The following is a 21,782-nucleotide window of genomic DNA, read 5'->3' as shown; positions in this document are numbered from 1 at the left end:
CCTGGCGCGGCGGCGGCACGGTCCCGCGGGCGCTGACCCCGGTGCACGGCGTCGAGCTGCCCTACTTCCACGGGCCGGTCACCGCCTACCCCCACCTCGGCGCCGAGGCGGCGCGCGTGGCCGGGGAACTGGGACTGCGGGAGGCGCGCTGGTACAACGTCATCACCGGCGACCGCGTCCTGGCCGCCGCGAGCACGGCGGTCTCGGCGGCCGACCTGATGCGCGCGGCCGAGCTCGAACTGGCCGGGCGCACGCCGTACTACGTCCTGCTCTTCCAGCTCAGCGGCCCTGACACCACCCGCACCCTGGCGGTGCGCACGGCCGACTCCTACGGGCTGACCGCCGCGGTCGCGGCGCACGCGACGGCCGCCGTGCTCGGCGGCGGCGTCGCGGCCGGCCCGCACTACGCCGACGGCGTGCTCGACCCCGCCGCGATGCTGGCCGATCTGGAGTCCGTGGCCGAGATCGAGGTCTCCGACGACATCCCGCTGATCGATCCGGCCGCGCCGGCGTTCGAGGAGGGCGCGCTGTGAAACGGGTCGTGGTCTGCGGGACGAAGTTCGGCCAGATCTACCTGTCGGCCCTGGAGGAGGGGCCGTTCGAGCTGACGGGCATCCTGGCCCGCGGAGGCGCCCGATCCGCCGCGTACGCCAGGGCGTACGGCGTGCCGCTGCTCACCGACCCCGACCAGGTGCCCGACCTGGCCGACCTGGCCTGCGTCGTCGTGCGCGCCGGGGTGGTCGGGGGAGAGGGCAGCGAGCTGGCCGAGGCGCTCCTGACCCGCGGCGTCCACGTGCTCCAGGAGCATCCGCTGCACCCCGACGAGCTGGCCCGGTGCCTGCGCGCCGCCCGGGCCGCGTCGGCGGTGCACCACGTGAACACGCTCTACGTGCACCTGGAGCCGGTACGCCGGTTCATCGAGGCCGCCCGCCGACTGCGCGGACTCCAGCAGCCCCTCTACGTGGACGCCGCCTGCAGCGTCCATGTCGCCTACGCCCTGTTCGACATCCTCGGCCGCGCGCTCGGCGGGCTGCGGCCGTGGGCGTTCGGCGCCCCGGCGCAGGGAGCGCCGGGGGCGCCGTTCAGCTGCCTGGCCGGGACGATCGCCGGCGTACCGCTGACCCTGCGGGTGCAGAACCAGATCGCCCCCAACGATCCCGACGCCCACCTGCACCTGCTGCACCGCATCACGCTGGGAACGGAGGGCGGCAACCTCACGCTGGTCAACACGCACGGGCCGCTCGTGTGGAGCCCCCGCATGTACGTCGGCCGCGACGCCGACGACCGCTTCGCCACCGGCGAGGACCATCTCCGCCTGCCGAGCGCCACGCTCCTCGGGCCGGAGCAGGCGCCGACGTTCCAGGAGATCGTCGGATCGCTGTGGCCGAGCGGTGTCCGGCGCGCGCTGACCGGCCTGCGCGAGCGCCGAGGAGGCCGCCGACCCGCTGCGGCAGGGCCAGTACCACCTGACGCTCAGCCGCCTCTGGCTGGACGCCACCGCGGCGATCGGCCGCCCCGAACTGCTCGTCCAGACCGCACCGCGACCGCTGTCCGCTGCGGAGATCTCATGAGCTGGTTCCACCGCCACCGTCCCGGGCCGCAGCCGCAGCCGGGGCTGCGGCTGTTCTGCTTCCCGCACGCCGGCGGCTCCGCGAGCTTCTACCGCGCCTGGCACCGCAGCCTGCCGCCGGCCGTCGAGGTGCGCGCCGTACAGTATCCGGGCCGCGCCGACCGGCGCGCCGACCCGCTGATCGATGACGCCCACCGCCTCGCCGGGCTCGTCGCCGACGCGATGGCGCCCCTCCTCGACGGCCGGTCGCGCTGTTCGGGCACAGCATGGGAGCCCTGATCGCCTACGAGGTGGCGCGCGAGCTGGAGGCGCGCGGCCGGGACGTGGCGCACCTGCTGGCCTCCGGCCGGCACGCGCCGCACGACCACCGGCCGGGCGGCGCCCGCACCACCGACGACGAGCTGATCGCCGACCTCGTGCGCCTCGGCGGCGTGGACGAGGCGCACCTGGCGGATCCGGTGATCAGGAAGCTGACGCTGCCGGTGGTCCGCAACGACTACCGGGTGGACGAGGCCTACCGGCACCGCCCGGGCGACCGGCTCCGCTGCCCCGTCACCGCGATGCTCGGCGGCGCCGATCCCGAGGTGACCCCGGAGCAGGCGGCGCGGTGGGGCGAGCTGACCGGCGGCCGGTTCACCGCCCGCGTGCTGGACGGCGACCACTTCTACCTCGTGCCGCGCAGGACGGAAGCGGTCGCGCACGTGCTCCGCGCCGTCTCCATGGCCTGGCCCTCCACCCCCTAAGGAGCACCGCGATGGAACACGAGCTGATGAGGATCCTCACCGGCGGATGGGTGGCGGAGGCGACCTTCGCCGCCGTCCGGCTCGGCGTCACCGACACGATCGCCGAGCGCCGCCTGCACCCCGGGGAGATCGCGGAGAGGGTCGGCGCGCACCCGGACGCGCTCAGCCGCCTGCTCCGGCTGCTGGCGGGGGTCGGCCTGGCCGACGCCGACGCCGACGGCAGGTACGGCCTCACCCCGATGGGCGCCCTGCTGGGCCGCGACGGACTGGGCCCGCTCGCCGCGCTCTACGGCGAGGACTACTTCGGCGCCGCGTGGCGGGGACTGCCGCACACCCTGCGCACCGGCGAACCGGCCTTCGAGCACGTCTTCGGCAGGCCCGTCTTCGCGCACCTGGAGGACGACCCCGGCAAGGCCTCCGTCTTCAACGCCGGCATGGCGGCGGGCACCGCGTTCTTCCGCGAGGTCCCCCTGGCATACGACTTCTCCGGCGCCCGGACCGTGGTGGACCTGGCGGGCGGCACCGGCGCGCTGCTCGGCGCGGTCCTGCGGGACCACCCGGAGGCCGGGGGGATCCTGTTCGACCTGCCCGAGGTCGTCGCGACCGCGTCGGAGCACCTGGCCCGGATGGCGGTGCTGGACCGGTGCGAGCTGGTCGGCGGCGACCTGTTCGCGTCCGTCCCGGAGGGCGGGGACGTCTACCTGCTCTCCCGCATCCTGCACGACTGGGACGACGACCGGTGCGTCCGGCTGCTGCGCAACTGCGCCGAGGCGATGGCGCCGGGGGCGGAACTGCTGATCATCGAACGCGTCGTCTCCGCGGACGCCTGCCTGCCGCTCGCCTACGACCTGCACATGATGGTGATGACCGGCGGGCGGGAGCGCACCGAGCAGGAGTATCAGGCGCTGCTGGAGAGCGCGGGGCTGCTCTCCGGCAAGCTGGTCGACCTCCCCCTGGGGATGCGGATGCTCACCGCCACCCGCTGATCCGGTGCGGAAAGGCCGCGGTCCCGGCGGGACCGCGGCCTTTCCGCACCGCCCGGTCAGACCGCCGCCGGCACCCGGACGATCTCGACGCTGCCCTGGCCGCCGTCGACGCGGATCAGATCGCCGTCCTGGATGCGCATGGTGGCGTTCCTGGTGCCGACGACGGCCGGGATGCCCAGCTCGCGCGCCACGATGGCCGCGTGCGACAGCGGCGCGCCGACGTCGGTGACCACCGCCGCGGCGCGCGGGAACAGGAGCGTCCAGCCCACGTTGGTCACGGTCGTCACCAGGATCTCGCCCTCCGCGAGCCGGTCGCCGTCCCGCACGGAGGAGATCACCCGGGCGACGCCCTCGACCACGCCCGCCGCGCCGGGGAAGCCGCTGATGGTCTGCGAAGGGGGCACCACCGTCGCGCCGGCGTCGAACACGTCGCCGCGGCGGTCCGGATCGGCCGCCCACCGCTCCGGGTCGAACCGGCCGCGGATGACCCCCGGGTACGGAGGCAGCGACCTGTACAGCTCGTAGGCCGCCCGGCGCCCGGCCACCCGCGAGAGCGGCCGGCGCGAGCCGCGCAGCACCTCCAGGACCTCCCCGATCGACAGGAAGAACAGGTCGTCGCCGTGCCCGGTCACCTCACCGGCCCGCACGACGAAGTCGCGCACCATCCAGAAGCCGCGCATCATCTCCGAGCGGGTCTCCTCGCGGGCGCGGACGATCGCCTCCCACCGGTCGATCCTGCGGCGGAACCTCTCGGCCTGCCGCGGCCGCCGCTCGCGGAACCTGCGCCAGGCGGCGGCGCTCGCCTCGTCCTGGCGCGTCAGCAACTCGGCGGGGTCGACCGTGAGCCCGGCGAGCTGCCCGTCGAGCCAGGACGGGTCCTCCACGGGCCGGGGGACGGAGACCTCGAACTCGTCCGGGCACCGGTGGCCGTACCTGCGGACGTACTCCTCGCGGGAGATCTCGCCGCGTTTGAGCCGCGCCAGGCCGAGCAGCGGGCCGAGGCTCTCCAGCCGGCCGTCCGCCGCCTGGATCCCGGACATCAGCACGGCGGCATCGGCCTCCCCGACCAGCTTGGTCAGCTGCGAACCGAGGTAGACCAGCGAACCCGCGTCCTGGCGGGCGGCGGAGGCGAGCATGCGGTTGCACTCGAGGAACCTCGGCTCCACCGCGCTCTCCCAGAGCGCGGCCAGGTCCTCGCTGACGGCGATCTCGGCGCGCACGGCCTCGGTGTCCCGGGCGGCGGTCGCGACGTACTCGGGGATCCGGTCCACGAGCCGCTGGATGGCGCGGCGGCCGCCCATGATCGGCCTGGCCGCCCGGAGGGTCTGCCAGCGGGACATCGGCAGCAGCGGGGTCTCGATCCCCTCCGGCAGCCGCCCGTACACCGGCTCCTGGGCGTCCTTGATCTTCTTGGTGATGCCGAGGGCCCTGCCGAGAGAGGCGGTCAGGCTCATGTTCATGTAGACCCTGCCGCCGATGTTCCCGCAGTAGGGATGACCGCCGAGGTTGCCGACGATCATGATCTCGTCGATGAACGCCTGCACGAGCGACCAGGTGCACGGCGTCATCACGCTGGGGATCGCCTCGCCCAGGTTGCCGTTGGTCCACAGGTAGTCACCCTTGAGTGAGTCGTTCCACACCTCGCGCTGCCCGGTGATGGGCCTGGCCTGCAGGATGTACGGCCGCCCGTCGTGGAACGCCCACTCGACGTCCACGGCGTGGCCGTACAGCTCCTCGATCGCCATGCCCAGCTCGGCGAGCCGTACGGCCTGCGCCCGCGACAGCACGGGGCGGTCGCGCTCGGCCTCGGCGACGGGCACCTCACGGGTGCCCTCCGGCACGCGGACGGTCATGACGGTCTTGGCCGCGATCGTCTCCTCGACGACCATGCGGTGCTCGCGGTCGAGCGTGACCGTGTCGGGTGTGACCAGCCCGCCGACGACCGCCTCGCCCAGACCCCACGCGGCGTTGACGGTCAGCCGGTCGCGGTCCTCGGTGAACATCACGCCCGCCGCATCGGCCGGCACGAGCTCCTGGACGACGACGGCGAGGGCCACCTCGTCATGGGGGACGCCGTTGCGCTCGCGGTAGGCGATGGCCCGCTCGGTCCACAGCGAGGCCCAGCAGCGCCTGACCGCGTCCAGGACCTGCTCGGCGCCGCGGATGTTGAGGTAGGTGTCCTGCTGCCCGGCGAACGACATCCCGGGCAGGTCCTCGGCGGTGGCCGACGACCGCACGGCCACCGCCGGCTCGTCGCCCAGCTCGCGGTAGGCGGCCCGGATGTCGCGGGCGATCTCCTCCGGCATCCCGTGGGCGGCGAACAGGGCGGAGACCTCCGCCGCGTCGCCCGACAGGATCCGCTCCTGCAGACCGTGGCGGGCCACGAAGGCGCGGTAGGCGGCGGTGGTGACGTGGAAGCCCGGGGGGACCGGCAGCCGGGCCCGCGCCAGGCGGGCCAGGGACTCGCCCTTGCCTCCGACGGTCGCCAGCTCGGCTCGCGGGTCAGCCAGGGCAAGCGTGTTCATGGGCTCATCTCCATTCGTCCCGGGGTGTCCGCGCGCATGAACAGGGCAGACATGTTCACGCTACGGATCACCGTCCGGGACGGCCCACCCCTAGACGCCCTTGACCGGGTCTCCGGAGCCGGTCGGCCGGAGGACCTCGGTCAGCTCTCCGAGGCCCGCTTGAGCAGCCCGGTCTCGTAGGCCGCCGCCACCGCGGCGGCCCGGTCCTTCACCCCGAGTTTGGCGAAGATGTGCAGCAGGTGCGTCTTGACCGTCGCCTCGGTGATGAACAGCTTCCCGGCCGCCTCGCGGTTGGTGGCGCCGCGGGCGATCATCCCGAGCACTTCGAGTTCCCGCCGGCTCAGCGTCTGCTGCTCGGGCGCGCGCACCTTCTGCTTGAGCAGCCCGGCCACGGTGGGGGACAGCACGGTCTCGCCGCGGGCGGCCGCCTGCGCGGCGCGGAGCAGCTCGACGCGCGGGGTGTCCTTGAGCAGGTAGCCGGTGGCGCCCTGCTCGATGGCGGGCAGCACGTCCGCGTCGTTGTCGAAGGTGGTCAGGACCAGCACGTGGATGCCCGGAGTCTGCTCGCGCAGCCGGCGGATCAGCTCGGCGCCGCTCATCTTCGGCATCCGCAGGTCCATGAGCACGAGATCGGGCCCGACCTGCCGGGTCAGGGCGAGGGCCTCCGGCCCGTCGGCCGCCTCGCCGACGACCTCGAAGGCCTCATCGGTGGAGAAGATCTCGCGCAGCCCGTCACGGACGACGGGGTGATCGTCCACGACGATGATACGAATCGGCATGCCTCACGCGTTTCTGGAGTCGGCGGGGATGGCGGGCAGCGTAGCGGAGACACCCGTCCCCTGACCGGATGCGGTCTCGATCTCGAATTCACCGGCCAGGCGGGTGACGCGCTGACGCATCGAGGTGAGCCCGAATCCGCCCGCGATCGACGGATCGACCCGCTGGGGGTCGAATCCGGATCCGTCGTCGCGTACGTCGAGCACCACCACATCCTCCATGTAGGACAGGGTGACGGCCACCCTGCCGGCGGAGGCGTGCTTGCCGACGTTGGCCAGCGCCTCCTGGGCCACGCGCAGCAGGGTCATCTCCACCTCGGCGTGCAGCGGCCTGGCCTCGCCGGTGACCGACACCGGAGCCGGCACGCCGACCCGCTGCGACCAGGTGTCCGCGACGTCCTCGAGGGCGGTCGCCAGCTGGGCCTCCTCCAGCGGAGCGGGGCGCATCGCCAGGACCGACCGGCGGGCCTCGTTGAGACTGTCCCTGGCCAGCATGCGCACGGTGTTCAGCCTGGAGCGGGCGGCGGGCGCGTCGTCGATGATGTTCTCAGCGACTTCAAGCTGGGTGAGGATGGCCGTCAGACCCTGGGCGATCGTGTCGTGGATCTCCCGGGCCATCCGCTGCCGCTCGCAGAGCACGCCCGCCTCCCGCGCGTGGATCAGCAGCTGCGACTGCAGGTTCGCGTTCTCCTCCGCCGTCGCGGCCAGCTTGGCCCCGGTCGCCTTCAGTTGCGCGATCATCACCTTGCGCTGCTGGTTCTGCTCGGAGATGGTCCGGATGAACAGGCCGACGGTCGAGGCGACCAGGACGGCGAGCAGGAAGGAGAAGGCCAGTTCGCCCGGCGGCCGGGGATCGGGGCGGGAGCCGACCAGCACGGCGGCCGTGGCGGCCACCCCCAGGTAGGCCGTCCACCCGTGCAGCAGGGTGAAGGCCTGGACGAACGCGCCCAGGCCGGCCACCGCGAACAGCGGGTCGATCCTGACCAGGACCGCGATGAGGGCGAGCATCACGGTGAAGTAGGCGATCGCCGCCGCCGGGCGCTCGATCCGGCTGAATCGCGAGGAGACCATGAACCAGTGCCAGGCTCCGGTCAGCACCGCCAGGACCGCCATGTCCAGCCTCCAGTCCCGCAGCAGGGCGAAGACCGCCGGCAGCAGGATGAAGAGGTACGGCAGGGCGGGCCAGGCCCGGTCCCATCGCGAGACGTCGGGTTCGGTGATCATCACCAGCGGAACGCCTTCAGCGCGACCCCGCCGGCGACGATGAAGATCGCGATCATGACGACGAGGGTGAGCGGGGAGACGGGGTGGCCCTCCCAGCCGGCGCGGATGGCCTGGACGGCGGGGGCCATGGGGGTCAGGTCGCCGATGGAGCGCATCGACTCCGGCAGGGTCTCGCGGGTGCTCATGGCGCCGGAGACGAAGACCATGGGGAAGAAGACGGCCAAGCCGATCACCGTGGCGGTGCGGCCGCTGGGCACCAGGGCGCCGATGAGCAGCCCGATGGAGCCGAGGCTGAGGGTGGCCAGGACCCAGGCGAGGACGACTTGGGGGAGATCGGCCGGTCCGTTCAGCCCGTAGGCGGCCAGGCCGATGACGGCGAGCAGGACGGTGCCGAGGACGGCCAGCAGCATGTGCGCGGCCCACTGGGCACCGAAGATCATGGCGGGGGAGGCCGGGGTGGCGCGCAGCCGCTTGAGCACGCGGCGTTCGCGGTACTGGGCCAGGGTGGCCGGCAGGACGACCAGGGAGGCCAGGCCGATGACGAAGATGCTGAGCATCGGGACGAAGGCGTCGATGACGGGCAGCCCGCTGGGCAGCGTGCCGCCGTTGCGCATCTTCACCCAGAGGATGACCACGGGGAAGGCCAGGGCGAAGAAGGCGGACATCGGGTCGCGCATGGCCAGCTTGAGCTCGATCGCGATGACGCTGCTGAGACCCTTCATCACGCGGTCCTCTCGGTGAGTGCGAAGTAGGCGTCGTCCAGGGAGGCGGTGCGGCTCTTGGCGACGAGCTCGCCGGGGCTGCCCTCATGGACGACACGCCCCTGGTCGATCACGGCGATGCGGTCGCAGAGGGCCTCAGCCTCGTCCATGAAGTGGGTGACCAGCACGACGGTGACGCCGCGGTCGCGCATGTCGCGGATCAGGCCCCAGGTCAGCCGGCGGGCGGCGGGGTCCAGACCGGTGGTCAGCTCGTCGAGGAAGACGACCTCGGGGTTGCCGACCAGGGCCAGCGCGATGAACAGGCGCTGCTTCCAGCCGCCGGACAGCCCCGCGAAGCGGGCGCGCCTCCTGTCGGCCAGCCCCCATTCCTCCATCAGGGCCCGCCAGTCGGCGGGCCTGTCGTAGAGGGAGGCGTACATCTGCAGCGCCTCGCCGACCCTGATGGCGTCGGGCAGGGCGGCTTCCTGCAACTGGGTGCCGATGCGCTGGAGCAGCTCACGCCGCTGGGTCCGCGGGTCCAGGCCGAGCACGCGCAGGACGCCGCCGTCGGGCTCGCGCAGCCCGGACGCGCACTCCACCACGGTGGTCTTGCCGGCTCCGTTGGGGCCGAGGATGCCGAAGATCTCGCCTCGCTCGACCGTCAGGGTGACGCCGTTCAGCGCCTTGTGGGTTCGGTAGCTCTTCTGCAGGCCGTTGATCTCGATGACTGACATGCTCCGAGAATTCCCGCTCCACCGGCTCTCCGTAATCCACCGAACGGTTGATGAGGGTCCGCCTCCCCGGTCGGGGTTCCGCCCGCGGGACCGGCTGATCGGGCCGCCGACCAGGCGCGGACCGCGGTAGGGGTATCGAAGGACGTAGATGCGGGGTTCCGAAGGATGAATATCGCAAACCCTGGCGATCTCGAACCCTAAGGAACATGAGCGACACAGCAGTACGTGTACGTGAGCTGCGCAAGAAATACGGAGAGGTAACCGCCGTCGACGGCATCGACCTGGACATCACCCGGGGTGAGGTCTTCGCGCTCCTCGGGCCCAACGGCGCCGGCAAGACCACCACTGTCGAGATCTTGGAGGGTCACCGCAGCCGGGACGGCGGTGAGGTCAGCGTGCTCGGCGAGGACCCCGGCAGGGCCGGGCGCGCCTGGCGGTCCAAGCTTGGAATCGTGCTGCAGTCGGCCACCGACGCCGCCGAGTTCACCGTCCGCGAGACGGTGCACCATTTTGCGAGCTACTTTCCGCGGCCGCGCGACCCGGACGCGGTGATCGAACTGGTGGGCCTGTCCGGCAAGGCCGACGCCCGCATCCGGGCCCTCTCCGGCGGCCAGCGGCGCAGAGTCGACGTGGCGCTGGGCGTGGTCGGCAATCCCGAACTCCTCTTCTTGGACGAGCCGACCACGGGGTTCGACCCCGAGGCCCGGCGCCAGTTCTGGAGCCTGATCTCGCTGCTGTCCGACGAGGGCACCACCATCGTGTTGACCACGCACTACCTCGACGAGGCCGAAGCGCTGGCCGACCGGGTGGGAGTGATCGCGGAAGGCAGGGTCGTCGCGGTCGGCGAACCCGCCACGCTGGCCGGCCGCGCGGAGGCGGAGGCGACGGTCGGCTGGTCCACCCCGGACGGGGACCGCCGCGTGAAGACCTCGACGCCGACGCAGGTCGTCGCGGAGCTCATCGCGCAGTTCGGCGGGGAGATCCCCGAGCTGACCGTCACGCGGCCGACTCTCGAAGACACCTACCTCGGCCTCATCGGAGAGCACCTGTGACGACCACACTGCCAATGCAACCGGCCGACATCCGGCCGGTGGAGACGGTGCGGCTGCCCAGCGCCGGCCGGCTGGCCCTCAGACGCGGCGCGCTGGAGCTCAAAGGCTTCTTCCGCACGAAGGGCCAGTTCATCGTCATCTTCTCGCTCCCGGCGATCATGCTGATGCTGCTGGGCACCATGTCGGGCAGCAGATCCGGGCTGCCCGGCGTCACCGGCGCCCAGATCCTCACCGCCGGCATGATCGGCGCCGGCATCATGGGCACGTCCTTCCAGAACCTGGGCATCAACATCACCCTGGAGCGCCACGACGGGACGCTCAAGCGGCTGTACGGCATGCCCACGCCGCGCGTGGCCTACTTCGGCGGCAAGATCATCCAAGTCATGGTGTGCATGCTCGCCGAAGTCGTCCTCCTGATCGCGGTCGGGGTGCTGATGTTCGGAGTCCAGCTGCCCACCACCCTCGACCGGTGGCTGACGTTCACCTGGGTCCTCATCCTCAGCGGCGTGGCCTGCACGTTCCTGGGGATCGTGGCCGGCAGCCTGCCGAAGTCCACCCGCGGGGCCAACGCGGCGATCACGCTGCCCTTCCTCATCGTGCAGTTCTGCTCCGGCGTCTACTTCCCCTTCTCCGACGTGCCGTCGATCCTGCAGACGTTCGCGTCGATCTTCCCGCTCAAGTGGATGACCCAGGGCATGCGATCGGTGTTCCTGCCCGAGCACGCAGTGGTCCTGGAGCCGGCCGCCAGCTGGGAGCTTCCGGCGGTGGCCCTGGCCCTGGGCGTCTGGTGCGTGATCGGCCTGGTCCTGTGCCTCAGGACGTTCCGCTGGACCGCGCGTGACAGCCAATGACAGGGGGGAATCGGGGGAGGGTTTCCGAGAAATGGTTCCGTAACATGTTGTAAAGGTCGATCAATGGAGGTGCCCGTGACTCTGGTCCCCGGCTCGGCGCGAGAGGCGCTTGCGGATTGCGCAATTTCCGAACACCGTCCGTACGACGTGAACGTCTTCCTTCTGGGCGGACCGCTCGACTTTCCGGAGGCCGCCCGTTTCAGGCGGCTGGACCGGGCGGACGAGAAGGTCAAGGTCCCCTACCGGAGCGGCTACGAGCATTTCGAGCGAACCGAGGAGCACTACCACCTCGAAGGCGACTGCCAAGGGCTGATCTACCGCTGGACGACCAGGACGAGGATCGCTGAATAACCGAGCACCGCAGACACCGAGTTCCGTGCGCCGCGCCTCTGATATACGGGCGCGGCGCTTTCCTGTGCGTGTCCGGGAATCGAAAGTTGTAGATCGGTCGCTATTAAGGGTCGCCCCGTTGTGGCCATATAAGGGGCGGCGTAGCGTATTGATCGTGATCAGGTTCCACGGGACGCGGAAAATCGTTCCGACTCTGGTGAGGAGTGCTCGGCATGGGGTTCTTCGAGAGGGACGCGGCGATGGCCTCCATACGGAGGCTGCTCTCCGAGGCGGTCGAAGGCAGAGGCAGGGTCGCGATGGTGAGCGGAGTGGTCGCCACGGGGAAGAGCGAACTGCTGCACGCCTTCACCGAGCAGGCCTACGACCACGGCGCGCTCCCGCTCGTGGCGACGGCGTCGCGCGCGGAGAGCGATCTCCCGCTCGGCGTGATGGGGCAGCTCCTCCACAACGCCCCGTTGAGCGAACAGCTTCGCCTGCGCACCACGGACCTCCTGCGCGAGGGCGCCGAGCGACCGGACACCAAGACCGCCGAAGCGCTCTGCGGGGTGCTGCTGTCACTGGCGGAGCAACTCCCGCTGGTGATCGTCGTCGATGACGTCCACGACGCCGACCGCGCCTCGCAGCTGTGCCTGTCCTACTTCATCCGCAGGGCCAGATCGTCACCGACGATGGCGGTCTTCGGGCACGCCGACTACACGCACCAGACGGACAGGTCCTTCCCCACGGAGATCATGCGGCAGCCGCACTGCACCGCCGTCCGGCTGCTCCCGCTCTCCTGCGGCGCCGTGCTGAACATGGTGGGCGAGCGGCTGGGGCGTGAGACGGCCGAGCGGCTGACGCCGGAGTGGCACGACCTCAGCGGCGGCAACCCGCTCCTGGTGGAAGGGCTCCTGGAGGACTTCGCGGGCAACGGCACGGGACAGCCGGCGGAGAGGTACGGCGAGGCCGTGCTGTCCTGCCTGCACCGGGCCGATCCGGCGCTGCTGGACGTGGCCAGGTGGGTGGCCGCGATCGACGATTCGGCGCTCGTCCAGCGGCTGGCCCGCTCGGACACGACGTCGGTCCCCCTGTCGATCCACTGGCTGGAGACGGCGGGACTGCTGAAGGACGGCCGGTTCCGCCACGAGGCGGGCGGGGCGGCGGTCCTGGCCGACCTCGGGGCCGACAAGCGCCAGTACATGCACCAGCGTGCCGCCGAGCTGCTCAACAGCGAGGGCGCCCCCGACCTGGCGATCGCCGAGCAGCTGAGCAAGGCCGACACCGCCGACGCCCCCTGGGCCGTGCCCGTACTGCAGTCGTCGGCCCGGCGCCGGCTGGCCGACGGCGACGTCGAGTCCGCCGTCGACTACCTCAAACTCGCCCTGCGCGGACGCCTGGACGACCGCGAGCGCACGATGATCGCGACCATGCTGATGCGCGCCGAGTGGCGCATCGACCCGAAGGCGCCGATCAGCCACATGGAGGAGCTGACCGACGCGCTGCACAACGGCACCCTGCACGGCAGCGACGCGATCGTCCTGGCCCGGGCGCTGGTGTGGCACGGCCGGGTGGACGTGGCCTGCGACGTCCTGGAGCGCACGGCGGAGTTCGGCGACGCCGACCCGCAGACGGTCGCCGAAGGCGTGGGCACCAGGATGTGGCTGCGCTGCTCCGCGCCGCCGCTCCTGACCCACATGAGCAGCTGGGCGGGCAAGAACATCAGCGAGGCGGTGCTGCCGTTCCAGGTGAGCCGGCGCCTGGAGTCGATCAACGCGCTGGCCGGCGTGCTCACCGGCGGCCCCCACGAGCAGATCGTGAACACCGCCGAGCGGATCCTGCGCAGCTCCAACCTGGACGAGATGTCCATGGACACCGTGGAGAGCGCGCTGCTCGCCCTCGTCTACGCCGGGCAGTCGGACCGGGCGGCGCCGCGGTGCGACGCGCTGCTGGCGGAACTGCGCTCCGGATCCTCGCCGGCCCGCCGGGCACGGCTCACCGCCATTCGGGCGGAGCTCTCCCTGCGCCGGGGAGAACTCGAGGAGGCCGCGTCGTACGCCCGCCTCGCCCTGGAGATCATTCCGCCGGGCAGCTGGGGCGTGGCCGTGGGCGGACCGGTGGCCACCCTCATGCTGGCCGCCACCGCGATGGGACGCTACGACGAGGCGCTCGAGCAGCTCAACCAGGTGCTTCCGGAGGCGATGCTGCAGACCAGGTTCGGCCTGCAGTTCCTGCAGGCACGCGGCCGGTACCAGCTCGCCGTCGACAACCCGGCGGCGGCGCTGCGCGACTTCCGGCTCTGCGGGGAGCTGCTGACCGACTGGAACATGGACACGCCGGGGTTCATCGCCTGGCGCGCGGACGCGGCGGAGGCCCTCATCGACCTGGGCAGGTACGACGAGGCCCGCGAGCTGGTCGAGGAGCAGCTGAGCCGGTCGGGTCCCGGGTCCGAGCGCACCGACGGCGTCGCGCTGCGGCTGCTGGCCGCCACCAGCGAGGTACGGCACCGGCCGGTGTTCCTGCGCCAGGCCTCCGAGTACCTCCAGGCCTGCGGAGACCGCTACGAGCTGGCCAGGTCGCTGCTCGACCTCACCGAGGCGTACCACAGCGTGGGCGAGTTCCGCAGGGCGGGCATCATCGCCAGCCGCGTGCGGGCTCTGGCCAAGGAGTGCGGCGCCCGCCCGCTGAGCTGGGCGCTCGGCGACGAGGAGGCCGGGCAGGACACCGAGGGGAGCAGGGTGGTGGCGATCCTCAGCGACGCCGAGCGCAGGGTGGCCAGCCTGGCCACGGTGGGCTACTCCAACCGCGAGATCGCCGCCAAGCTGTTCATCACGGTGAGCACCGTCGAGCAGCACCTGACGCGCGTGTACCGCAAGCTGAACATCACCCAGCGCTCGGACCTGCCGCCGGACCTGAAGGCCCCGCCCGGCCAGGTCCCCGCCCGTGTCCCCGCGGGGGAGCACCTCGCCGGCTCGGCTCCCGGCCGCCGGCGGGTGTGACCGGCGCTCAGGCGAGCAGCCAGCCGCGGGTCACCTGCGGCACGATCACGCAGCCGTGCAGCACGTACTGGGTGACCATGAAGACGGCGTACGGCCGCCGCCGCCGCGGTCCGGGCGGGATCGGACCGCGACAGAGCAGGGCGACGGCCAGCCCGCCCAGGCACATGGCGGCCGCCGGCACACGCAGCGGCAGGTCCATCAGGAGCACGGCGCCCGTGACGACGGCGGGCAGGGCGAGCGAGAGGCCGATCGTGGCCAGCCGCAGCGCGCGCTCGCCGTACACGACGGCGAACGTCACGCGGCCGGCGGCCGCATCGCCGTCCATGTCGGGCAGGTCCTTGGTCGGCGGGCCCACGAGGGCGGTCCAGAACGAGGCGGCGAGGACGAAGACGATCAGCGACGGCGAGCCGCTGAGCTCTCCGGCGTAGGCGTAGGCCCCGGCGCAGTAGGTCAGGACGCTGGCCGCCAGCCCGATCGCGACCGTTCCGCTGGTCCTGCGCTTGAAGTGGAAGGGCGGGCCGGAGTAGAGGTAGCCGAGGGCCAGCAGGAAGGCGACCATCCCCAGGTTCACCGGCCCGAGCGCCAGGCTGCACACGATGGACGCGACCGCGGCGCCGGCCGCGACCGCGGTGGCCACGGACGGGGGCAGCTCACCCCGCGCTATGGGCCGGCGCGAGCCGTTGAGCCTGTCCTCGCACACGTCCTTGACGCCGTTGTAGAGATAGACGGCGAAGACGGCGAGCGTCCAGGTCAGCGCGCCCCAAGCGGTCCTGCCCGGGTCGCCTTCGCCGGCGGCGGGGGAGCTCAACGACGCCCCGGTGAGGAAGCGCAGCAGGAAGTTGAACTGCACGGAGGGGCGGGCCTCGGCCAGGCACAGCCCGCCGCGCCGGAGGGAGAGGAATCCGGCTGAGGAGCCGACGCCCGTCGTCATCATTGGCAGCCCTTCCGCTGAACTGGAGATCGATGAGTGATCGTTGCCGTTGGCGCGCCTCACCTGGGGCGCATGCGCGGGGAGGCGCCTGCTGGGAGAGGGTTTGTCATAGATAGACACCGTATTTCGTGATCTAGTCTCACACATGTCCTCCCGGATCAGACATCCGATGTCTCGCCCCGGAGGCGGTCGGACGGGCGCACCGGACCGAACTTTCGATACCCCGGATGATCCTTCGGCGCAGGATGGTAATTCTCCTGACCACTCCCTTGACCGGGGAATTGAATGGTTATTTGGTGATGGTGTACATCAGAGGTGCTCGGATAATCTCAGCGAAGGAGATTGGTAAATGGGTGAGAGCCGGCCTGTGGAGCGTTATTCCGATTTCACTCCCCTCGTTCTTGCCGATCGGGTGTGGCCGGACCGGCGGATCGATTCGTCGCCGCGCTGGCTGTCCACCGATCTCCGGGACGGCAACCAGTCGCTCGCCAACCCGATGTCGCCGGAGAGAAAGCTGCGGATGTTCGAACTTCTGGTCGAAATCGGCTACAAGGAGATCGAGATCGGCTTCCCGGTGGCCAGTCAGGACGACCACGACTTCGTCCGCCTCCTCATCGAGCAGGACCGCATCCCGGACGACGTGTGGATATCGGCCATGGTGCCGGCGCGCGACGAGCTGATCGAGCGCACCGTCCGATGCCTGTCGGGGGCGCCCCGGGCCACGCTTCACCTCTACAACGCGACGGCTCCGCTGTTCCGGCGCGTGGTGTTCGGAATGAGCCGGGAAGAGTGCAAGGACCTGGCGGTTCGGGGCACCGAGCTGGTGAAGAAGTATGCCGATAAAGAGTTACATAGCGGACATCTTCGTTTCCAGTACTCGCCCGAGCTGTTCAACGAGACCGAGGCCGACTTCTCCCTTGAGGTCTGCGAAGCCGTTATGGACGTGTGGGAGCCCGGATCCGACCGGCCGATAATCCTGAATTTCCCCACGACCGTGGAGCGTTCGCTGCCCTCGGTCTTCGCTGATCAGATCGAATGGCTTGACCGGAACCTGTCGCGGCGCGAGCACATCTGCCTGTCCATCCACCCGCACAACGACCGGGGGACCGGGGTCGCCTCGGCCGAGCTCGCCCTCCTGGCCGGCGCCCAGCGCATCGAGGGCTGCCTGTTCGGCAACGGCGAGCGGGCGGGCAACGTCTGCCTCGTGACGCTGGGGATGAACATGTTCAGCCACGGGGTCACCCGGGGTCGACTTCTCCGACATCGACAAGATCCGTGACACCGTCGAGTGGTGCAACGAGATCCCCGTCCACCCCCGGCATCCCTACGGGGGCGATCTGGTGTACACCTCCTTCTCGGGCTCCCACCAGGACGCCATCAAGAAGGGCTTCGACAGCCTGGAGCGCGATGCGGCCGAGGCCGGGGTGAGCGTCGACGAGCAGCCGTGGCGGATGCCGTACCTGCCGATCGACCCCAAGGACGTGGGGCGCACCTACGAGGCGGTCGTGCGGATCACCGCCCAGTCGGGCAAGAGCGGCGTCGCCTACATCATGAGCGCCTGGTACGGCATGCGGCTGCCCAAGGAGCTGCAGAAGGACTTCGCGGCGGTGGTCCAGTCGCACGCGGAGCTGCTCGGCAGCGAGCTCTCGCCCGAGCAGATCCGGGAACTGTTCGAACGGGAGTACGTCTCCCCCGAGGGTCCGGCCGGCGAGTCGTACGCGGCCGGCAGGCGGATCACGGCGACGCTTCACCTCGACGGCGCGGGGGAGCACGACGCCAAGACCATGGGCGCCAAGCTCGCCCCCTGGGGCGTCGACGTGCGCACCGTGCACCGCGCGGCCGAGAGGGGTCCGGCCGGCGGCGTGCCCGCGGAGGCCGTGGTCTACGCCGAGTGCAGGATGGGCGGGGACGCGGTCTGGGGAGTCGGCGTGGACTCCTCCGCCGTGGGAGCGGCCCTGTCGGCGGTCGGAGCCGCCCTCAGGAGGAGCGGCAGGGCCGCGGCCGCCGTCGCCGTGCCGCCCGCCTGATCAGGGGCTGGACGCCCGTCCCGGCTCCCGGTGCGCGGTCCGCCGATTGCGCGGACCGCACATTCGCGGGAGGCGGGTTGTTGATAATATAAAATGCTGACTATTTGTAAGCTATTCGGTAAAGGCGCTCGGGCAATTGATTAGCCCCAGGTGAGGCCCTTGACAGACCGGTTCTCTGCATGTCGGCCGCCTACTTGCCATCCGGGAACCATGATGCGAATATCTGGGGAATGTTAGGAGAAGAAGGGGGCAGGGTGGCGGAAGATGACGTATCATGCATGCAGAGTCTCTCGGCCGCTCTTCTCGAGGAGTGCCGCGCGGATATCCTGGCCAAGTACGAACAGGACCTCGAACTCGCCGGCAGCGTGCTCGTCCGGGACGAATACGCGAAGGCCCAGGTCATGGCGAATGCCAATCAGATCCTGACCGATATCGCCGCCGTACTGGGCACCGGCCTCCCCCGGACCGGCGAGCCGCCCCGCTTCCTGTCCTGGGACATCGGCCTCACCAGAGCCGCCACCGGTGTCCACCCCAGGGAATCCCTGCTGGCCGCCTCGGCGTTCTTCCGGGCCGCCTTCACCATCCTGAACCAGCGCATCCAGGAGGACTCCGAGACCGAGCGCCTGCTCAGGCACGTCGTCACCACGCTGGAGCAATCCGTCTCGATCCGCATCAGGGAGGCCGCGACCAGCTACGCCGGGTTCCTGCTCAGCAAGGTCCACGAAGCGCACGTGGCCGAGCGCGGGCGCATCGCCAGAGAACTGCACGACCGCATCGGGCAGAGTCTCAGCGTCGCCCACCGGCAGGCCGAACTGTCCGTCATGTATCGCACCACCGATCCCGCCAAGGCCATCGTCAAGATGGAGAGAGTGCAGGAGGCCATCCAGGAGGCCATGTGGCGCCTCCGGCAGCTGACCTCCGACCTGCACCCGCTCGAACCGATGCAGAGCCTGGAGAAGGCGCTGCTGGCGCACCTCGAGGCCATCGGCGTCGAGGACATGACGGTGGAGCTGGCGGTCAACGGCGACGAGGTCTGGGCGACGCCGGCCATCAGCGAGGAGTGCCTGCTGATCCTGAGCGAGGCGATACGCAACGCGCTCAGGCACGGGCAGCCGTCGGCCATCTACATCAGAGTCGACATCGCGCCGCACGAGCTGCGGGCGTCGGTGACCGACGACGGCTGCGGCTTCGACGTCAACCGGAACCCCGAACACCACAGCCTCGGACTGGCCTCGATCCAGGAACGCGCCGCCCTGCTCGGCGGCATGGTCACCATCAGCACCGAAATGGGACGGGGCACCCGCATCGATCTCGCCGTGCCGTTACCGGGGTCCGTCGATGACCCAGGCTGACCGCTCCATCACGATCGCGCTGGTCGACGATCACGCGCTGTTCCGCGAGGGCGTGCGGGAGATCCTCGAGGCGCAGGAGGACCTGGTGGTCGTAGGCGAAGCCGGCACCTCCGACACCGCGCTGGAACTGGTCTCGCAGAAGCGCCCCGACGTCCTGCTGCTCGATGTCGAGATCCCCGGCGACGGGGCCGCGCACACCGTCTCGCGAGCACGTGCGATCTCGCCCGCCACCCAGATCATCATCCTGAGCATGTACGACGGGCCGCACATCCTGCGGCAGCTGCTGTCCGCCGGCATCAGGGGCTATCTGCTCAAGACCGTGCACCGCTACGAGCTCGTGGCGGCGATCAGGAGCGTGCACTACGAACCCGATCGCCTCATCCTGGTCGTCTCCCCGGAGAGCCTCGCCCAGATGGAGAGCACGCACAGCGAGGTCCTGACGGGCAAGGAGCGCGAGGTGCTCGAGCTGGTCGCCCAGGCGCTCAGCAACAGGCAGATCGCCTCCCGGCTGAACACCACGGAAGCCACGGTCAAGCGCCACCTGCGCAACATCTTCGTGAAACTCGGAGCGGCGTCGCGCATCGATGCCGTCAACCGGGCGATCGACGCCTCGCTGATCACACCGACGAGGTGACCCCGTCCCGCCCCTGATCGGGAGCCGGACAACCCCAGAAGAGCTTTGTGGCGATTCTCCTGTGTTCAGGGCCTGTTTACAGTGAAAATCGTGAACGCCGAGGCTTTGATCGCGAACATTCTGCCGCCATGGGCGATGGCCGTCGACACCTTCGAAGACCATGCCGATGCCATGCTCTTCCCCGCGGAAGCGGAGGTGGTCAGCAGGGCCGTGGAGCAGAAGCGCGCGGAGTTCGCGACGGCGCGGATGTGCGCCAGAAAGGCCATGGGCGCACTCGGCCTGCCCCCGCAGCAGGTGCTGCCCGGCGTGCGCGGCGAGCCCCAGTGGCCCAAGGGCGTTATCGGCAGCATCACCCACTGCACGGGCTACCGCGCGGCCGTGGTCGGTCCGAGCAGCGAGGGGATCACGGTGGGCATCGACGCCGAACCCGACAGGGCCATCTCCAGCGGGGCCCTGGAGGCGATCTCCAAACCCGAGGAACGCGAGGCCATCCGGGCCCTGAACCGGGAGCACCCGGGCCCGTCCTGGGACCGCCTGCTCTTCAGCGCCAAGGAGTCCGTCTACAAGGCGTGGTTCCCGCTGACCAAACGCTGGCTGGACTTCGAGAGCGCGACGGTGACGTTCGACCCGGTGCGCGGCACCTTCTTCGCCCGCCTGCTGGTGACGGGGCCCAGCGTGCTCGGCCGGCCGCTGACCGGGTTCCGCGGCCGCTGGATGGCCAGGGAAGGACTGGTCCTCACCGCCATCGCCATATCGGCGCGCCCCAGCCGGGCGCCGCACGGCTCCGACCGGGTGCTGCACAGGGTCTGAGCCACATCCGGAGTCGCCGGGTCAGTCGGGTCACCAGTTTCGCGGAGGAACACGTGATGAGAAAGGTCCTGATCGCCAATCGCGGTGAGATCGCCGTGCGGGTGGCCCGCGCGTGCAAGGACGCCGGGCTGCGCAGCGTGGCGGTCTACGCCGAGCAGGATCTGGACGCGCTGCACGTCAGGATGGCGGACGAGGCGCACGCGCTGGCCGGTCAGTCGCCGGCCGAGACGTACCTGAACATCGCCGGACTGCTGCGGATCGCCGCGCGGTCCGGCGCCGACGCGGTGCATCCCGGCTACGGCTTCCTGGCGGAGAACGCCGGCTTCGCCCGCGCCGTCATCGACGCGGGACTCACCTGGATCGGGCCGCCCCCCGAGGCGATCGAGGCGCTGGGCGACAAGGTCCAGGCCAGGCACATCGCGGCGAGGGTGGGCGCGCCGCTGGTGCCGGGCACCGCAGAGCCGGTGCGGGGCGCGGCGGAGGTGGTCGCCTTCGCCCGCGAGCACGGGCTGCCCATCGCGATCAAGGCCGCGTACGGCGGAGGCGGGCGCGGGCTGAAGGTCGCCAGGAGGCTCGAAGAGATCCTGGACCTGTACGACAGCGCCGTCCGGGAGGCGACGACCGCGTTCGGACGGGGCGAATGCTTCGTCGAGCGCTACCTGGACCGGCCGCGGCACGTGGAGACCCAGTGCCTGGCCGACGGGCACGGCGACGTGGTCGTGGTCGGCACCCGCGACTGCTCGCTGCAGCGCCGCCACCAGAAGCTGGTGGAGGAGGCGCCCGCGCCGTTCCTCGGCGCGGAGCAGACCGAGATCCTCTACGCCGCTTCCAAGGCGATCCTGCGGGAGGCGGGTTACATCGGGGCGGGCACCTGCGAGTTCCTGGTCGGGGAGGACGGCGCGATCTCCTTCCTGGAGGTCAACACCCGCCTGCAGGTCGAGCACCCGGTCTCCGAGGAGGTGGCCGGCATCGATCTGGTGCGGGAGATGTTCCGCATCGCCGACGGGCAACCGCTGGGCTATACCGACCCGGTGGCGCGCGGCCACTCGATCGAGTTCCGGATCAACGCCGAGGACGCCGGACGCAACTTCCTGCCCGCACCCGGCACGCTCACCGCCATGCGCACCCCGTCGGGGCCCGGAGTCCGCCTCGACTCGGGCTACGAGGCCGGGATGACGGTGCCGCAGACCTTCGACTCGCTCGTGGCCAAGCTCATCGTGACCGGGCGGAGCCGTACGGAGGCCTTGGAACGGTCGCGGCGGGCGCTGGCGGAACTGGAGATCGAAGGGATGCCGACCGTGCTGCCCTTCCACCGCGCGGTCGTGGCCGATCCGGCGTTCACCTCCGAGCCCTTCACCGTCCACACCCGCTGGATCGAGACCGAGTTCGGCAACGACATCCCGCCCTACGCCGGATCCGCGCCGTCGACGCGCCGCGACCCCGGGAGAAGGTGCTGATCGAGGTCGGCGGCAGGCGGCTGGAGGTGGTGCTGCCCGCCGGCTTCGGGCGCCGCCGCGCCGGCTCCGGCGCCCGTGACCCG

The 21,782-nt window shown here is 70.9% G+C and carries 14 protein-coding genes and 4 pseudogenes; 12 read left to right on the top strand and 6 right to left on the bottom strand.

Annotated elements, in window-relative coordinates; translation table 11 throughout:
* From ACWJ6R_RS09910 to ACWJ6R_RS09900, 3 genes and pseudogenes are all read left to right on the top strand, one after another.
* Positions 1-533: pseudogene (locus ACWJ6R_RS09910) on the top strand (saccharopine dehydrogenase NADP-binding domain-containing protein); the annotation flags it as partial.
* A pseudogene (locus ACWJ6R_RS09905) lies at positions 530-2,313 on the top strand (alpha/beta fold hydrolase). The pseudogenes ACWJ6R_RS09910 and ACWJ6R_RS09905, both read left to right, overlap by 4 nt.
* Before the next feature lie 11 nt (positions 2,314-2,324).
* Positions 2,325-3,299 (top strand): methyltransferase, encoded by a 975-nt coding sequence (locus tag ACWJ6R_RS09900; RefSeq protein ID WP_449061922.1) that lies wholly within the window; start codon positions 2,325-2,327, stop codon positions 3,297-3,299.
* A 56-nt stretch (positions 3,300-3,355) separates the two neighbouring features.
* On the opposite strand, the gene ACWJ6R_RS09895 is transcribed toward ACWJ6R_RS09900, so the two are convergent.
* The 5 genes from ACWJ6R_RS09895 to ACWJ6R_RS09875 all read right to left on the bottom strand — a co-directional run bounded on the left by ACWJ6R_RS09895 (position 3,356) and on the right by ACWJ6R_RS09875 (position 9,259).
* Entirely contained in the window at positions 3,356-5,824 is a 2,469-nt protein-coding gene (locus ACWJ6R_RS09895; protein ID WP_449061921.1) for a PEP/pyruvate-binding domain-containing protein, read from the bottom strand.
* Between the two features lie 140 nt (positions 5,825-5,964).
* Positions 5,965-6,603 (bottom strand): response regulator, encoded by a 639-nt coding sequence (locus ACWJ6R_RS09890; RefSeq protein WP_449061920.1) that lies wholly within the window; start codon positions 6,601-6,603, stop codon positions 5,965-5,967.
* Between the two features lie 3 nt (positions 6,604-6,606).
* Positions 6,607-7,824, bottom strand: a complete 1,218-nt coding sequence (locus ACWJ6R_RS09885) for a sensor histidine kinase (RefSeq protein WP_449061919.1) — start codon at positions 7,822-7,824, stop codon at positions 6,607-6,609.
* Positions 7,824-8,546, bottom strand: a complete 723-nt coding sequence (locus tag ACWJ6R_RS09880) for an ABC transporter permease (protein ID WP_449061918.1) — start codon at positions 8,544-8,546, stop codon at positions 7,824-7,826. The genes ACWJ6R_RS09885 and ACWJ6R_RS09880 overlap by 1 nt, the downstream gene beginning before the upstream one ends.
* Positions 8,546-9,259: an ABC transporter ATP-binding protein gene (locus ACWJ6R_RS09875; RefSeq protein ID WP_449061917.1), complete on the bottom strand. Its 714-nt coding sequence runs from the start codon at positions 9,257-9,259 to the stop codon at positions 8,546-8,548. Before ACWJ6R_RS09875 ends, ACWJ6R_RS09880 begins: the two co-directional genes overlap by 1 nt.
* Positions 9,260-9,465: 206 nt before the next feature.
* Between ACWJ6R_RS09875 and ACWJ6R_RS09870 the strand changes: the two genes are divergently transcribed.
* From ACWJ6R_RS09870 to ACWJ6R_RS09855, 4 genes are all read left to right on the top strand, one after another.
* Positions 9,466-10,311 carry an ABC transporter ATP-binding protein gene (locus ACWJ6R_RS09870; RefSeq protein WP_449061916.1) on the top strand — a complete coding sequence of 282 codons (846 nt, stop codon included), beginning with the start codon at positions 9,466-9,468 and terminating at the stop codon, positions 10,309-10,311.
* 14 nt (positions 10,312-10,325) lie between these two features.
* Positions 10,326-11,162 carry an ABC transporter permease gene (locus ACWJ6R_RS09865; protein WP_449061915.1) on the top strand — a complete coding sequence of 279 codons (837 nt, stop codon included), beginning with the start codon at positions 10,326-10,328 and terminating at the stop codon, positions 11,160-11,162.
* A gap of 147 nt (positions 11,163-11,309) precedes the next feature.
* Positions 11,310-11,513 (top strand): DUF5988 family protein, encoded by a 204-nt coding sequence (locus tag ACWJ6R_RS09860; RefSeq protein ID WP_449061914.1) that lies wholly within the window; start codon positions 11,310-11,312, stop codon positions 11,511-11,513.
* 212 nt (positions 11,514-11,725) lie between these two features.
* Positions 11,726-14,488, top strand: a complete 2,763-nt coding sequence (locus tag ACWJ6R_RS09855; RefSeq protein WP_449061913.1) for an AAA family ATPase — start codon at positions 11,726-11,728, stop codon at positions 14,486-14,488.
* A gap of 7 nt (positions 14,489-14,495) precedes the next feature.
* Here the strand turns inward: ACWJ6R_RS09855 and ACWJ6R_RS09850 are convergent, their stop codons facing one another.
* Positions 14,496-15,422, bottom strand: a complete 927-nt coding sequence (locus ACWJ6R_RS09850; RefSeq protein ID WP_449061912.1) for a UbiA family prenyltransferase — start codon at positions 15,420-15,422, stop codon at positions 14,496-14,498.
* Between the two features lie 346 nt (positions 15,423-15,768).
* Here ACWJ6R_RS09850 and ACWJ6R_RS09845 point away from each other — a divergent pair.
* The 5 genes and pseudogenes from ACWJ6R_RS09845 to ACWJ6R_RS09825 all read left to right on the top strand — a co-directional run.
* A pseudogene (locus tag ACWJ6R_RS09845) lies at positions 15,769-17,446 on the top strand (2-isopropylmalate synthase).
* Between the two features lie 254 nt (positions 17,447-17,700).
* A complete protein-coding gene (locus ACWJ6R_RS09840) occupies positions 17,701-18,798 on the top strand; it encodes a sensor histidine kinase (RefSeq protein WP_449061911.1) in 1,098 nt (365 codons plus the stop codon).
* The gene (locus tag ACWJ6R_RS09835; RefSeq protein WP_449061910.1) at positions 18,785-19,432 is read left to right on the top strand and encodes a response regulator transcription factor; all 648 of its coding nucleotides are present in this window, start codon (positions 18,785-18,787) and stop codon (positions 19,430-19,432) included. The genes ACWJ6R_RS09840 and ACWJ6R_RS09835 overlap by 14 nt, the downstream gene beginning before the upstream one ends.
* 90 nt (positions 19,433-19,522) lie before the next feature.
* A complete protein-coding gene (locus ACWJ6R_RS09830) occupies positions 19,523-20,242 on the top strand; it encodes a 4'-phosphopantetheinyl transferase family protein (RefSeq protein ID WP_449061909.1) in 720 nt (239 codons plus the stop codon).
* Positions 20,243-20,298: 56 nt separating this feature from the next.
* Positions 20,299-21,782, top strand: a pseudogene (locus ACWJ6R_RS09825) (acetyl-CoA carboxylase biotin carboxylase subunit); the annotation flags it as partial.

Source organism: Planomonospora algeriensis (assembly GCF_977012225.1).
The sequence above is the reverse complement of the archived record's forward strand: the minus strand, read 5'-3'. Positions and strand labels throughout refer to the sequence as shown.